9 protein-coding genes and 1 pseudogene are annotated in these 15,064 nt (G+C 51.6%); 5 read left to right on the forward strand and 5 right to left on the reverse strand.

Annotation, left to right across the window (positions count from 1 at the left end; genetic code table 11):
• Positions 1-297: 297 nt before the first annotated feature.
• Positions 298-1,566 carry an arginine deiminase gene (gene arcA, locus SJI19_RS04910; RefSeq protein ID WP_323477156.1) on the reverse strand — a complete coding sequence of 423 codons (1,269 nt, stop codon included), beginning with the start codon at positions 1,564-1,566 and terminating at the stop codon, positions 298-300.
• Positions 1,567-1,583: 17 nt separating this feature from the next.
• Positions 1,584-3,104 (reverse strand): amino acid permease, encoded by a 1,521-nt coding sequence (locus tag SJI19_RS04915; RefSeq protein WP_323477157.1) that lies wholly within the window; start codon positions 3,102-3,104, stop codon positions 1,584-1,586.
• Positions 3,105-3,794: 690 nt separating this feature from the next.
• Here SJI19_RS04915 and mak point away from each other — a divergent pair.
• The 4 genes and pseudogenes from mak (at position 3,795) to SJI19_RS04935 (ending at position 8,448) form a co-directional block, all read left to right on the forward strand.
• Positions 3,795-4,706 (forward strand): fructokinase, encoded by a 912-nt coding sequence (gene mak, locus SJI19_RS04920; RefSeq protein ID WP_323477158.1) that lies wholly within the window; start codon positions 3,795-3,797, stop codon positions 4,704-4,706.
• 81 nt (positions 4,707-4,787) lie between these two features.
• Positions 4,788-5,771, forward strand: a pseudogene (gene yhjD / locus SJI19_RS04925) (inner membrane protein YhjD); the annotation flags it as partial.
• A gap of 478 nt (positions 5,772-6,249) precedes the next feature.
• The gene (locus SJI19_RS04930) at positions 6,250-7,572 is read left to right on the forward strand and encodes an MFS transporter (RefSeq protein ID WP_323477160.1); all 1,323 of its coding nucleotides are present in this window, start codon (positions 6,250-6,252) and stop codon (positions 7,570-7,572) included.
• 108 nt (positions 7,573-7,680) lie between these two features.
• Positions 7,681-8,448 (forward strand): CDP-diacylglycerol diphosphatase, encoded by a 768-nt coding sequence (locus SJI19_RS04935; RefSeq protein WP_323477161.1) that lies wholly within the window; start codon positions 7,681-7,683, stop codon positions 8,446-8,448.
• A 36-nt stretch (positions 8,449-8,484) separates the two neighbouring features.
• Here the strand turns inward: SJI19_RS04935 and SJI19_RS04940 are convergent, their stop codons facing one another.
• A complete protein-coding gene (locus SJI19_RS04940) occupies positions 8,485-10,533 on the reverse strand; it encodes an AsmA family protein (protein ID WP_323477162.1) in 2,049 nt (682 codons plus the stop codon).
• 335 nt (positions 10,534-10,868) lie between these two features.
• Here SJI19_RS04940 and SJI19_RS04945 point away from each other — a divergent pair, with 335 nt between their 5' ends.
• Positions 10,869-11,801: a sugar kinase gene (locus tag SJI19_RS04945; protein ID WP_323477163.1), complete on the forward strand. Its 933-nt coding sequence runs from the start codon at positions 10,869-10,871 to the stop codon at positions 11,799-11,801.
• A gap of 144 nt (positions 11,802-11,945) precedes the next feature.
• Here SJI19_RS04945 and SJI19_RS04950 read toward each other — a convergent pair whose 3' ends face one another.
• Entirely contained in the window at positions 11,946-13,442 is a 1,497-nt protein-coding gene (locus tag SJI19_RS04950; protein ID WP_323477164.1) for a pitrilysin family protein, read from the reverse strand.
• Between the two features lie 271 nt (positions 13,443-13,713).
• Entirely contained in the window at positions 13,714-14,988 is a 1,275-nt protein-coding gene (locus tag SJI19_RS04955; protein ID WP_323477165.1) for a dicarboxylate/amino acid:cation symporter, read from the reverse strand.
• Positions 14,989-15,064 lie beyond the last annotated feature (76 nt).

Consider the following 15,064-nt stretch of genomic DNA (forward strand, 5'->3'; position numbering starts at 1 on the left):
GTGCTACATCACAGCATAGAAGAATAGGGATTATCTGTGACTATCGTGCTACATCACAGCATAGAAGAATAGGGATTATCTGTGACTATCGTGCGATATCACCGGTGTGGGAAAAGAGGAATAGTGTAGATTCAATACAGCCAGCGCGGCGGCATAGGGTGTTATTGCCACGAGGAAAACGGCTATCTGCAAAAGAAAAAATGGCGCTCACCACCGGAAAATGTATTTATTAACCTGGCCGGTAGCGCCATTCTACTCGGTTGTAGGTGATTCTGGTCTGCGGTTCGGAAACCTGGATCACTCCACCGCATCGCGGATCAGCGGGCAGGTCATACAATGGCCACCACCACGGCCGCGGCCCAATTCACTGCCGACGATTTCAATCACCTCGACGCCTTCCTTGCGCAACTGGGTATTGGTTTTGGTATTACGATCGTAGGCCATGACCTTGCCGGGAGAGAGCGCCACCATATTATTCCCGCTATCCCATTGCTGGCGTTCGGTATCATAATCATTGCCTTCGGTCTCGACCACCCGCAGTTTATCAAGATTAAGCGCAGCGGCGATCGCCTCAACAAAAGTGCCGTAGTCTCGGCTCAATTTCATGCCGGTGGGACCGTCATCCGGGCGCAGCGAGAAGGTTTTGATCTGATTAACAATGGCTGGATACAGCGTCACCACATCACGATCACAGAAAGTGAATACCGTATCAAGATGCATAGCGGCACGCAGCTTGGGCATCGCGGCGATCATTACCCGTTCCACGCCCGAATTCTTTTTGGCAAACAGTGAGGCGGCCAGCTGCGTGATCGCCTGATGAGAGGTCCGCTCACTCATGCCAACCAGCACGGTTTTATTACCGATAGGCATCACATCCCCCCCTTCCAGCGTGGCGGTACCGTGATGGATGGTCGGATCGCCATACCAGATATCAAAATTAGCGTGGGCGAAATCCGGATGGAATTTATAGATAGCGGTAGTTAGCAGCGTTTCTTCGTGACGGGCTGGCCAATAAAGTGGGTTCAGCGTCACACCGCCATAAATCCAGCAAGTGGTGTCGCGGGTGTATAAGGTGTTAGGTAACGGTGGCAGAAGATATTCGGTAATCCCTACCGCTTCGCGAATCAGCCGTAACTCTTCATTATCATAGTGACCTTCATGCGCCAGTTCTGAAGTGGAAAGCCCGCCGATGAGGATTTCCGCCAATACCCGGGGCGCCAGGCCATCAAGAAAGCTACGGGTCTCGTTAAGGATGCCTAGCGAGACTTCATTCGGCACGACCTGCTGATCCAGCAACCAGGCTTTGGCCAACGGATTTTCCAGTGTGGTGGTCAGCAGATTATGCATTTCAACCACATCGACCCCCTCCTCACGCATTTTGGTGATAAAATCGAAGTGATCCCGTTTGGCCCGTTCAACCCAAAGCACATCGTCAAATAATAATTCATCGCAGTTACTTGGCGTCAATCGATTATGGGCTCGCCCCGGTGCACAGACCAACACCTTACGCAGTTTACCTACCTCAGAATGTACGCCGTAATCAGCAGATTGCAGATTGTTTATCATAATAACCCCACAGTTAATTAAATCGAAATCACACCGGTCGCGATACTCCATATTGCTGCAATCGCCGCAATCAAGATGATGATAAAAAGTATTTTTTCATAATGGTTAAATATTTCAGCGTTCTGCTCGCGTTTCGCCCAAATATAAAGAATGGTGCCAGGGCCATAAATAACCGCTGAGAGCAGGATATATTTCATTCCTCCGGCATATAGCATTAAGAGCGCATAAAAAGTGGCGATAGCGGCAAAAATCAAATCCTTTTTATGCTCACGCCAATCGTTAGACGCATAACTTTCACCGGTCCAAGCCAATTTAAGCCCATAAGCGGCCACCAATAAATAAGGTATCAGTGTTAATGAACTGGTTAACTCAATGGCCAACTGAAAGGCGTAAGTACTGAACAATGTCAGGATAAGGAACACCTGTATCGTGATATTGGTTAACCATACTGCGGCGAACGGTACTGCCTGATCATTTTCGGTGGCAAACACTTTGGGCACACTTTGACTTTTGGCGGCGGAATAAAGCACCTCAGCGGCCAATAGCGACCAGGATAGATAAGCGCCTAGTACAGAAATAATCAGCCCCAGGCTAATAAACAACGCCCCCCAGCGCCCAACGACCGCCTCCATGACCCCCGCCATGGAAGGTTGACGCAGCGCGGCGAGATCAGGCCGCAGCATCACGCCATACGACAACATGGTCACCAGCATCAGTAGACACAGAACACCAATAAAACCCAGCACCGTGGCGATCCCGATATGGCTGCGCTTGGTGGCGTAACGGGAATAGACGCTGGCCCCTTCAATCCCCAGGAAAACAAACACGGTAACCAGCATCGTGCTGCGCACCTGGGCAAACAAGGATTCCGGTTCCGCCACCGTCGCTGCTGCAGCGACCCCATGAGCGGCATGGCCGGCGTAACCATAGTCATTTAAATGGCTCAAATCACCTAGATTCGCCACATTGGCACTGCCCCAAAAATTCAGCACAAACAGATCACGCTTGAATGCCATAATCAGTACGATAATGAAACACACAATCGGGATAATTTTAGCGAAGGTGGCAATGGTATTTATTGATGCCGCACCCTTAACACCTTTCAACAGTAAATAATGGAAACCCCATAAAATGGCCGAGGCCACCAATACTGCCGGTATGGTATTCCCGTCGCCAAAAATAGGGAAAAAGGCACCGAGCGTAGATTTAATCAGGACGAAGTAAGAAACATTACCAATACAGGTGCCGGCCCAAAAACCCAAGGCCGCGGCAAAACCCAGATAATTACCAAACCCCTCTTTGGCATAAATAAATACGCCTGAGTCAAGCTCTGGTTTACGCTCTGCCAGAATTTGGAAAACAAACGCCAGCATTAACATGCCGCCACCGGCGATAGCCCACGCAATAAGCGCTCCAAACCCTCCAGTTGCACGACCAAACGTGGCGGGCAATGAAAAAATACCGGCCCCAATCATCGATCCTACAACCAAGGCCGCTAGAGACCATAGCGACAGTTTATTATCGGCTGAATTTGTCATATTGATTCTCAATGACGAGTGGTGAATTATAACCTAGCTCAAATCTTTCTTAAAGGATAGTGATCTTTACCATATTTTAGATATGTAATATAATTAATAATTAATACTAAATTCCAAAAAAAGCAATTAACTATCGAGATCAAAATTGTATTAGCACCAAGGTGCCTTAATACTAATTCTGGTTAATAATAAGTTTTTTTAAATAATTCCACGGCCATTTTGTTATTATCAAATTATTATTAACGACGTTTGGCGGTTTTTTTTTTGCGCAGCCAGATAACGGCATCCGATCGGTTAAACAATCCGATACGTTTACGTACTGATGAGAGTAGTTAAAAGCTATTTTTAACAATGACTTAATCTTTATCGCGCCTACCTATCGGCGATAACCCGATGACACTGGCATCCCAGTTAATTCAATAGGGTTAAAGGTTAAAAAAATCAGCTATCGTCAAATATATGTAAACTATTGTCTACATGGAGCTTATCGCAAGGAAAAATTATCTAATCTGCCTTTGCGACAGAGTGCACACCAGACCCAGTGTTTGCGCCGATCGATGCAACATGACGGGAGAAAGTAGTTGCCTAACACCGGGGATCTATCATAGTTTTTGCAACTAAGCAGGTTTTGGTGACATGGGTGTGGGTGAAGCTTCTCATGTTGGCTGGAAATTCATCAAGGAGAGAAGGATGCGCATCGGAATCGATCTGGGTGGAACAAAAATTGAAGTTGTCGCGCTGGCGGTGGATGGCAACGTGCTGTTCAGGCAACGAGTGGCAACACCCCGCAATGATTATGGCCAGACCCTAAGGGCCATCGCGGCATTGATTGACACCGCCGAACAGGCCACCGGCGAACGAGGCAGCATCGGTATCGGCATACCGGGCACCTTGTCGCCTTTTACCCATCGGGTGAAAAATGCCAATTCGGTCTGGTTGAATGGCCAACCCATGGACCAAGACTTGACCACCTTGCTCGGGCGGCCAGTGCGCATCGCCAATGACGCCAACTGTCTGGCGGTTTCTGAGGCGACCGATGGCGCCGCCGCCGGTGCCGCGACCGTGTTTGCCGTCATTATCGGTACCGGTTGCGGAGCCGGACTGGCGATTAACGGCCACGTTCACACCGGAGGGAATGGTATCGCCGGGGAATGGGGACACAATCCCCTGCCCTGGCAGGATGAGGACGAACGCCGTCATGCGCGGGAGGTTGCTTGTTATTGCACCAAACAAGGTTGTATCGAGACGTTTATTTCCGGTACGGGTTTCGCCCTCGATTATGCACGTATGGGCGGCAAACCCCTGGCCGGTGCGGAAATCATCCGCCTGGCGACGGCAGGCGACGGTCTCGCCGACGCGGTGCTTGGTCGCTATGAACAGCGTCTGGCCAAATCGCTGGCGCAGGTGATCAATCTGTTAGACCCGGATGTGGTGGTACTGGGTGGCGGGATGAGCAATGTCGATCGTCTCTACCATACCCTGCCCGCACTGGTCAGACAGTGGGTGTTCGGCGGCGAGTGCGAAACACCGATCCGCAAGGCCGTCCATGGCGACTCAAGCGGCGTTCGTGGTGCAGCCTGGTTGTGGCCGACCGATCGCTGAAAAATGCCCCCCTCCTTTTATTCATACTTATCTATAATTTGTTAGATAACATGATAGCTTGATACGCGTCAGGGAGGGTTCATGGCCGGAAAACCGCGCTCAACAGCGCCCACTCAACCGTTAAAAAAAAGCCCGCCGGGCAGCCATATCCACACTGGTATCGTCCGGGTAGATAACGCTGCCCAATGTTCGCGACGTTTCATTGAAAAGATCAGCGCCTACCCGCCGGTAGCACATATCATTCGCGCAGTGGAACGGTTTAACGATCGCATGGGCAGCCAATTCGGCGCGGCGATTACTTATTTCTCCTTTTTATCGATGATCCCCATATTAATGGTGACCTTTGCCGGTTTTGGGTTTTTTCTGGCTTCCAATCCCGATATTCTCACCAACCTGATCAATAAAATTGCCGATAGCATCAGTGACCAGACTCTGGCGGATACACTGAAAAACGCCGTCAACACCGCGATTGCGCAACGAACAACGGTGGGTATTACCGGCCTGCTGATTGCGCTTTATTCTGGATTAAACTGGGTGGGTAACCTGCGCGAGGCCATTCGAGCCCAATTGCGCAAAGAGTGGGAACGCAATCCTCAGGACGAGGAGAAGTTTTACTATAAATACTTACGTGATCTCGTTTCCTTAATCGGGCTCATCGTGGCGCTGATGGTTACCCTATCCCTGACCTCCATTGCCGGCGTCGCACAAGACACCATCGTAACAGCTCTTGGACTGGACACTCTGGAGTGGCTACGACCGGCCATGACGATTATCGGACTGACCATTTCCATCATTGCTAATTATCTGTTGTTCCTGTGGATCTTCTGGGTCATTCCACGCCATAAGTCTCATGGTAAAGCCATCTTTCGCGGGGCTCTGCTGGCGGCCATCGGCTTTGAGGCGATCAAATTTATTATGACCATTAGCTTGCCAAAATTGGCCACATCGCCCTCGGGAGCGGCTTTCGGTTCGGTTATTGGTTTGATGGCCTTCTTCTATTTCTTTGCTCGCCTTACCCTGTTTTGCGCAGCCTGGATTGCCACCGCCCCGGCAGATCCAGACAAAAATCCGCATCCGCCATCCAGTGGAAGCAGCGGCAACAATTCCAGTCATGACGACGTGTTCATGCCGGCAGAGGCCCCCACCAGCGCGACACGACAGGAGCGCCCTCTCCCCCGCGCCAACCGGCGGGTATTACCGCGAACAGGATCGGCACCTTATCTAATGGCGCTAACGACCGCATTACTGGTTTATTCTTTCAGTAAATCCTGACAAAAGCAGCTGTTATGACTGGTTTTTAACAATGTTAATAGATAATTCAGCATATAGCACTTGCTCAACGCTTTTCTTTACCCCGATCGCAGGGTTTAACACTGCGGAAACAGTTATGTCACGCGCTTACCACGGTTAAAATGGCGGCTGTGGAATATATTGTGCTGTTAGCCCCTAAATGGGAGGTTTTGGTTAAAAATACGTCATTGAAAATGCGTTTTTCTCTGTCTAAGATGCCTTTCTTTTACAATGTTGAACAATAAGACATATCATGCCAGCCTCCATCGCATCCACCCTCGAATCCAACGCCGCGTCCGCCCCGGTCAACTCACGCAGTAAAGTGATCGTGGCGTCGCTCATCGGCACCGCCATAGAATTTTTTGATTTCTATATTTACGCTACTGCGGCAGTGATTGTGTTCCCGCATATTTTTTTCCCTCAAGGCGATCCCACCGCCGCCACGCTGCAATCGTTGGCAACCTTTGCCATCGCCTTCGTGGCACGACCCATTGGTTCGGCACTGTTCGGCCATTTTGGTGATCGGGTGGGCCGCAAGGTGACGCTGGTGGCGTCACTGCTGACCATGGGTATTTCTACTGTGCTGATTGGCCTGTTGCCCGGTTATCAGACTATCGGCATCTTCGCGCCGATCCTGCTGGCGCTGGCGCGTTTTGGCCAGGGACTGGGTTTGGGAGGTGAATGGGGTGGTGCGGCATTGCTGGCAACGGAAAACGCACCCGCCCACAAACGCGCCCTGTATGGCTCATTCCCTCAGTTGGGCGCGCCCATCGGTTTTTTCTTTGCCAACGGCATGTTTTTGCTGCTGTCCTGGTTGCTTACCGATCAGCAGTTCATCAGTTGGGGTTGGCGTGTACCCTTCATTTTATCAGCGGCGCTGGTATTAATTGGGCTGTATGTCAGGGTATCGCTACACGAAACCCCGGTTTTTGCCAAAATCGCCCAGGCTAAGGCGCAGGTGCGCATGCCGATCGGTACGCTGTTTAGCAAACATCTTAAAGTGACCATCCTTGGTACCTTTATTATGGTGGCCACCTATACGCTGTTTTACATCATGACGGTCTATTCGTTGAGCTTCGGTACCACGCCAAAACCATTGGGCCTGGGTTTTTCCCGCAATGATTTCTTGTTGATGTTAATGGTCGGCGTGATCGGTTTTGGGCTGCTGGTTCCGGTCTCCGGGCAATTAGCAGACCGCTTTGGTCGCCGTAAGACCATGATTACCGTCACTTTAGTGATCATCATTTTTGCCCTGGTATTCCCTTTCATGCTCGGGTCTGGCAACACCTGGCTGGTGATGGCGTTTTTGCTGTGCGGTTTTATTGTGATGGGGTTGACCTTCGGGCCAATGGGCGCGCTGCTACCCGAGCTGTTCCCAACCGAGGTGCGTTATACCGGTGCGTCATTTTCCTACAATGTCGCCTCAATTATCGGTGCGTCCGTGGCGCCATATATTTCGGCCTGGTTGACCGTTCATTACGGTTTGTTTTATGTCGGGGTTTATTTGGCGTCCATGGCGACACTGACGTTACTGGCCCTATTGGCTACCCATGAAACGCAGCATCAATCATTGTAATATGGCCGCAACCCGATTGGCATACACTGCTGGAGCCGGGCCGGCTAAATAAACGCGGGCCCGGCTCACTGGGGGTCGCCCGTTTTTTATGCCATCCGGAGATCATTAATGCTTAAGTCGCAACGTCGGTACGCCATTTGGTTTGGCATTTGCCTCCTGGTGGCGGTTATCACCATTGGCATTTACCATTATCGCCAATCACCGGGCAATCCCGACGCACTCTGGCATATCGTCAACCAGAAGTGTGTACCAAACCAAGAGCACAATGGGCAGGCGGCACCGTGCCGTGAGGTCAATTTAGCGGCGGGTTATGTGGTATTAAAAGATCTCATTGGGCCACTACAATATCTGTTGATGCCGGTGGAGAAAATAACCGGCATTGAAAGTCCGCGCCTGCTCGCGGACAACACGGCCAACTTCTTTAATGACGCTTGGCAAGCTCGGCATTATCTGGTTGAAAAACACGACGCGCCGATCCCGGATAGCGCGATCGCACTGGCGATTAATTCCCCCGCGGGACGGACGCAAAATCAACTGCATATTCATATTTCCTGTCTGCGCCCCGACGTACGCCAGCAACTGGACCGCGAAGCCAGCGCCATCGGCGTCCACTGGCACGCACTGCCCACCGCCTTAGTCGGGCATACTTATCTGGCTAAACGTGTCAGCGCCGCTGAACTGGCGGCACAGAGTCCCTTCCTGATGCTGGCACGGGAAGTGCCGGCGGCGGCAGGCGACATGGGAGATTATGGTCTGGCGATGGCGCAACTCACCCACGGAACCTATGTGCTACTGGCGGTCAAGCGTGATCTGCTGCGCCTCAACATGGCCTCTGCCGAAGAAATCCAAGATCATAACTGCACTATTCTGGACTGAACCCACCCCGAACGCGCCAGTCGCGGTAGGGAAGGCTTATTTAGCGTTATGCATTTCGCGCAGGATTGGCGCACACTGATTTTCCTCACCGCTCGGTGCGATCAGCGCCAGCAAGGCCGCCGCCGGCGTCAGTACCGCCCCCAGGACCAACGCCGCCGCACCGCGGGCTATCAATGGCCCCGATTTAACCCCGGCGTCAGGATGTTTAAAGGTACCGCGCACGTATAATGGCGAGCGTAGCGTGACGATGCGAACGCCTTTACTATTGGGGTTAATGGACAGATCGAGCCGTTCGTTGGCAAAATTAGCCGTACCGTCAATTTTAATCACCGCATTTTCGGTATCAAAAATAAACAGCCGCGGCGTTGCCAACCCATGGCGTATACCTAGATCTGCCGCCGCGCAGTTGATCTTCACCGGATCGTCGCCAAACAATTTACCAACCACATAATTCCCTACATTCAGACCCGCAATCTCCATCAGATTGCGGCTGATCATGCCGTCATTCATCAAGATCCGCACCTGACCATTACTACTGCCCAGTAGTGCGGCCACAGAATTACCCGTTCCAGTAAACTGTGCATCACCATTCAACTGCCCCATGCTGCTGCGCATAGCCTCGACGTCGGGAAACAATGCCTTAAGCTGCAATCTCCGCGCGTGCACATCCGCACGGCCGCGCAGGGGGGTCTGGTTCCCATCCAAGCGAATAGAAGCGTTGAGATTGCCACGCGCCATGCCAAACCGTAGAGGGTCAAGTCGCAGTACACCATCATTGAGCTTAAGGTGGGTATAGACATCGCTAAGCGGTAGATTCTTACCATGCTCGATCCGTTTGCCGGTGAATTTTACATCCGCATCCATGGTTGCCCATTTGGTCGTATCAAACTTTTCGTAGGGCAGCACTTTATCCGCCGGTTGTACCGACTGGATTTTGGCTTTTTGTTTACCGGTTTGAGTACCTGAATCGAAACCGATTAGCGGCCCGAGATCGGCAAAGCGCAGGCTATTAGATAGCACATCGCCGGTTAGCAACGGTCGAGACTTGCCTTGCAAAAAGGTCAAGCTGCCGTGTATATCGCTGGAACCGATTTTCCCATTGAAGTTTTCATAGCGATACCGGCCGCCCGCTTTGCCTTGGAAACGGGCGATAAGGTGGCCATCAGTGGTATAGGGCGGCGAGTCCGGCAACACGACCCCGGTCAGCCGGTGCAGATCGCCTAGGTTGTCGCCCGACAGTTTCAGGCGTAAATCAAGGCCGCCCAAGTTCAGCAGATCCAAAACGGTCCCCCGCAGCACGACACGCGTCTCACCGGAGCGAACATCCGCCTGCACTGGGAAAGGGGTATTGGCACTGCGCAAGGCTAGCATACCGCCCATTTTACCTTCGCCGCTCAAGGGTTGATTATTATACTTGCCGCTGACTTCCCAGCCGAAAATATAATCGGCAACGTCCGCCTCTTTATCGGTGTCAGTCTCGCCGGCCAACTCGGCAAAAGGGACCGGTTTACCCAATGGATTTAGCGTGATATGAATATCTGCCTGGGTCAAGGGATCTGAAAACACCATTTTAGCTTGATCAAAAACGATATCATCCACCTCGAAAGACCAGGCGGAGGGAGGGCCGTTCTGCTGCGATGCATCGCTATTGACCAGGTTGAAGGTCCAGTTATTTTTGCCGTTGACCAGTCGCTTTAGCTCAGCATCCGGTCCCACCAAGGTAATCCGCGGCAGGTAGACCTCTTTATGCAGTAGCGCTAAGGGTGAAATACTCGCCTCCACCCGGCTCAACCGGGCGGTGTAATCCCCGGGGATCTCGGCGGGATTGCCCAACACTACATCCTCGGCATGCAGATGCGGCCAAGGGATCCATCCACGCCAACCCACCTGACCCTGCTGGCGCGCCCATTGCACACCAAGATCACCATTGATGGCAAAGGGGCGATGCAACGCCTCGGAGACTGTCGCATTGATCCGAGGTTTCAGGCGATTAAAATCGAAGGTGGCTATAAATATCACGCTGGCAACCACAATCACTAACAGAAAAACAACGCCGCCCAAGATCGTCTTTTTGGTCCGGGTCATGGTGATACTCTTCCTCTTTAATGGTCTCAACCCATTAATCATAGTTGAGGATCGCTGGCCTGACGGCGGGTAGTGACCTACATGTGGAAAAAACGTTTATTTCCTATAGCGTTAGTCATTAAACCGGGTAGGGTCGATGGTGGGTAGCTCGCTCAATATATCGCGTTAGCAAATAAAAAATAAAACAACGTTTCAGTGGCTATTGACTGAAACCCACATTCTGTTGAGACTAGACGATGATCCATTCTTGCAGGTGAGTACCGCCAACATACCTGCAAGTTTACAGATTGTAGGTATACTTTTCTTTTTATCCCACTCATACAGGCCAGCTGTTAATGACAACTAAAAATATTGCCGTGATCGGCGAGTGCATGATCGAACTGTCCCAAAAAGGCGATGACGTTAAACGCGGTTTCGGTGGCGACACACTGAACACCTCGGTTTATATTGCGCGGCTGGTCAACTCCGACGTCCTGAAAGTACATTATGTCACCGCGCTAGGCATCGACAATTTTAGCCAGGATATGATGACGGCATGGGAAAGCGAGGGCGTTAACACCGATTTGATCCAGCAGATGGAGGATCGTTTGCCCGGTTTATACTATATCGAGACTGATGAAACCGGCGAACGGACATTCTATTATTGGCGCAACGACGCGGCTGCCCGTTATTGGCTAGAAAGCGCGCAGACTGAACTCATTTGCCAACAATTGGCTAGTTTTGACTATATCTATTTAAGCGGTATTAGCATCGCCATCCTCAATACCGAAAGCCGTAAGCGCCTGCTAACGCTATTAGAAGAGTGCCGGGACAACGGCGGCAAAGTTATCTTTGATAACAATTATCGCCCGCGCCTATGGGAAGACCACGAAGAGGCGCGCTCAGCCTACCGAGATATTTTGTCACATACCGATATCGCATTTCTGACCCTGGACGATGAAGATCTGCTGTGGGGCAAATGCCCGGTAGATGAGGTGATTGAACGTACCCGTGACTGGGGTGTGCAGGAAATCGTCATTAAGCGCGGTGCCGACTCATGCTTGGTGAGCTCGGCGCCAGGCGAACGTATAGAGGTGCCGGCGATCACGTTGCCGAAGGAAAAAGTGGTGGATACCACCGCAGCAGGAGACTCATTCAGCGCCGGTTACCTCGCTATTCGCCTCACTGGTGGCGACGCAGCAGCGGCAGCCCGCTCCGGCCACCTGACCGCCAGCACCGTCATTCAATACCGTGGTGCCATCATTCCGCGCGAGGCGATGCCGAGCTGATTGCGTAGGTACCGGACATCAGGCGGTGTCCGGTAGATGTCCGCCAGCGGTGCATCCGCGCAATGGCGGGACACACCATGGCCTACCTGATCGCAGAGATAACCAGCCCGTCGCATAATGCTTCACACGACGGGCTCATCAGCCTCAAGATTGGGGAGGAATATCCGTGACGTCCGGTTTACTTTCATCCACAGAAGACGGCTGCGGTCCAGGTGCAATAATATGCTCGTAGGTCTCCTGCAACGCCTTCATATTGATTTCCGGTTCACCTTTGGGCTGCATCAGCACCAGCGTAGCGTTTTGCGATAGCCGGGCGCGCAGCTCCTGATTAAGCATCTCCAGCGTCAGCTTGGTCAGGAACTCATTACGCAGTTTTTGATACTGTTCCGGGGCGATATCCACCACGTCGTTTTGCTGTGATCGCAGGCGCTGACGCATCAATACATCGGTATCCATGCGGGCATAAGTGGCAAACAATGTGCCCAGCTCAGCCGTCTTGCGCGTCATCAGCGCATCGAATTCCGATTGGCTTAACCCGTTGTTGCGCAGATTCGCCAACTCGTGTGAAACAAAGGTCATGGCCGGGGTTAAATTTTCTGCCGACGTATCAATATGCAACGCACATTGGGCGCGTTGGTAATGCACATTACAATCAAAACGCAGGTTAGTGGGTTTGAGGTTGTTGTGATTCATCGCCTGTTGAATATGCAAGAACAGCGCCTCACGCGCCAAATCGCTACGCCAGTAACGGTTTAAGGCACGAGAATCGTGAATCGGCTGCCAAGGCGTATCCCACACCAATTTCAGACTGTCTTCCTTGACACCTTCACCTATCAGGCTGACCGGTTGTGCCACCAGTGGCGATAAGGTCGGCAGGGTGGATGGCGTCTCGCGCCGGCCCTTAAGGGAGGAGAAGGTTTTGACAATCTGTTCATTAAGCGCGCGACTATCCACATTGCCCACCACATACAGCGTCATCGCGTCCGGGGTGTACCAATGCTGATAGAATTGCTGCAATTGCTGGACATTGATCGGTGTACGAGCCTGCTGACTTGGATCATGGGACAATAACACCGAACCTTTCAGCCGATAATGCCACCACGCGCCGCGTGGATCAATCGGCACGGTGGCTACCGGGTCCGCCCCCTGCAACGCGGTGTGCAGCGCCGAGGAGTTGATGGTGAGATGTCCGCCGGTGTTCATCAACCACTTAAGCGCGTCTTTTAACACGTCAGGGCGACCATTGGGCAAGCTCAAGCTATAAAGCGTGTAATCATAAGTGACCACCGCGGGTGCCTGAGGGTGTACATTATTTTCTGCTTGCTCCCCTGCTTGCTGCCAGAACGACTTAAGCTGCGCGGCGGAAAATGTTTCACTATGCGTCAACGCCAGGCGCGGCAGCAAACGCGCATATCCCGTCTGCTGTTGGTTTTCTGCCAGCGAGCCGGTATTCACCATCAAGCGTAATTCGATACGGTCATTGGGCCGTTGCGGTGTTGTCAATACTTGCCAGGAGAAGCCATTATTGAGTTTACCCTGTTGCCAGGCGGGATCGGGTTGTAATGCTTCAGCCTGAACATTGCCACCCACCGTCGCCAGTAACACTCCACTCATAAAAAGACGAATTCCGGTGCCCTGCATGTGAACCCCTGCTCAATAACTGCCCATTAAAATAGGTGAATCTTATCCAGACGGTTTACCGTGCGTTCCATCGATTCGTCCTTTTTTTGTCGGAAAAAAATGTGTCGCAAAGTGTACCATGTTGTTAGACCGCAGACCGTTGCGGATGTCACCGCACGAGAGAAAATAGTACTGTGGCGTTAAAAAACGCGACAAAATGGGGAAAATAAGCATTTGCCGGCCATAGCACGATGACTAGGCCGACAGTAGGGGTCAAAAAAGCAGCAAGAGATTAGGAGGGACGGGGGATCTTTTTATTGGCCTTTAACACCTGGTTCATTTGCGTTTCGTCCAACTGATCACACCATTTTGCGACAACAATGGTCGCCACGCCGTTACCGACCAGATTGGTCAACGCACGAGCTTCGGACATAAACCGATCGATGCCAAGGATTAACGCCAAACCAGCCACCGGTAAATGGCCGACCGCCGAAAGGGTCGCCGCCAACACGATAAAACCACTGCCGGTGACGCCAGCCGCGCCTTTGGACGATAGCAGCAACACCACCAGCAGGGTAACCTGATGAATAATATCCATATGGCTATTGGTGGCCTGGGCGATAAATACCGCTGCCATCGTCAGGTAAATAGAGGTACCGTCGAGATTAAAGGAGTAGCCGGTGGGGATCACCAGTCCCACTACGGATTTTTCACATCCGACGCGTTCCATTTTATCCAGCATGCGTGGCAATGCCGACTCGGAGGAGGAGGTGCCAAGCACAATCAGTAACTCTTCTTTAATGTAATTGATGAACGAAAAAATGTTAAAACCGGTGATCCGGGCGATGGTGCCAAGCACGACCACCACAAACACAACACAGGTAAGATAGAAACACGCAATCAGTTGCCCCAATTGCACCAACGAACCCAAACCGTATTTACCAATCGTAAACGCCATGGCACCAAAAGCACCAATCGGTGCCAAACGCATGATCATATTGATAATACCGAAGATAACCTTGGCGAAACTGTCGATCACATTGAAAATAAATTGTCCCTTGCTACCGAGACGATGCAAGGCAAAACCAAACAGCACGGCAAACAGCAAAACCTGCAGGATATTGCCGCTGGCGAAGGCGCCGATCACACTGCCGGGGATAATATCCAGCAGGAAGGCAATCAGCCCGTGTTGCTCGGCTTGATGGGCGTACATCGCCACTGCATTGGCATCCAACGTGGCTGGATCGATATTCATGCCCGCGCCGGGTTGCACGACATTGACGATGATCAAGCCAATTATCAACGCTATTGTGCTGACAACCTCAAAATAGAGCAATGCCACCGCCCCGGTACGACCCACTTCTTTCAAACTTTCCATGCCCGCAATACCGGTGACCACGGTACAGAAAATGACCGGGGCGATAATCATCTTGATTAATTTAACAAAACCATCCCCCAGTGGCTTCATCTGCGCCCCTAGCTCCGGATAAAAATGACCCAACATGATACCCGCCGCAATGGCAACCAGTACTTGCAGATAGAGGCTTTTAAATGGGTTGAATTTCATACCACCAACCTTATTGTTAGCTGAAAATGAGTTATTACGTAGATAAAGTGATATAAATATTAATGATTTGTTAATC

The organism is Acerihabitans sp. TG2 (assembly GCF_035013185.1).
GTDB lineage: Bacteria > Pseudomonadota > Gammaproteobacteria > Enterobacterales > Enterobacteriaceae > Acerihabitans.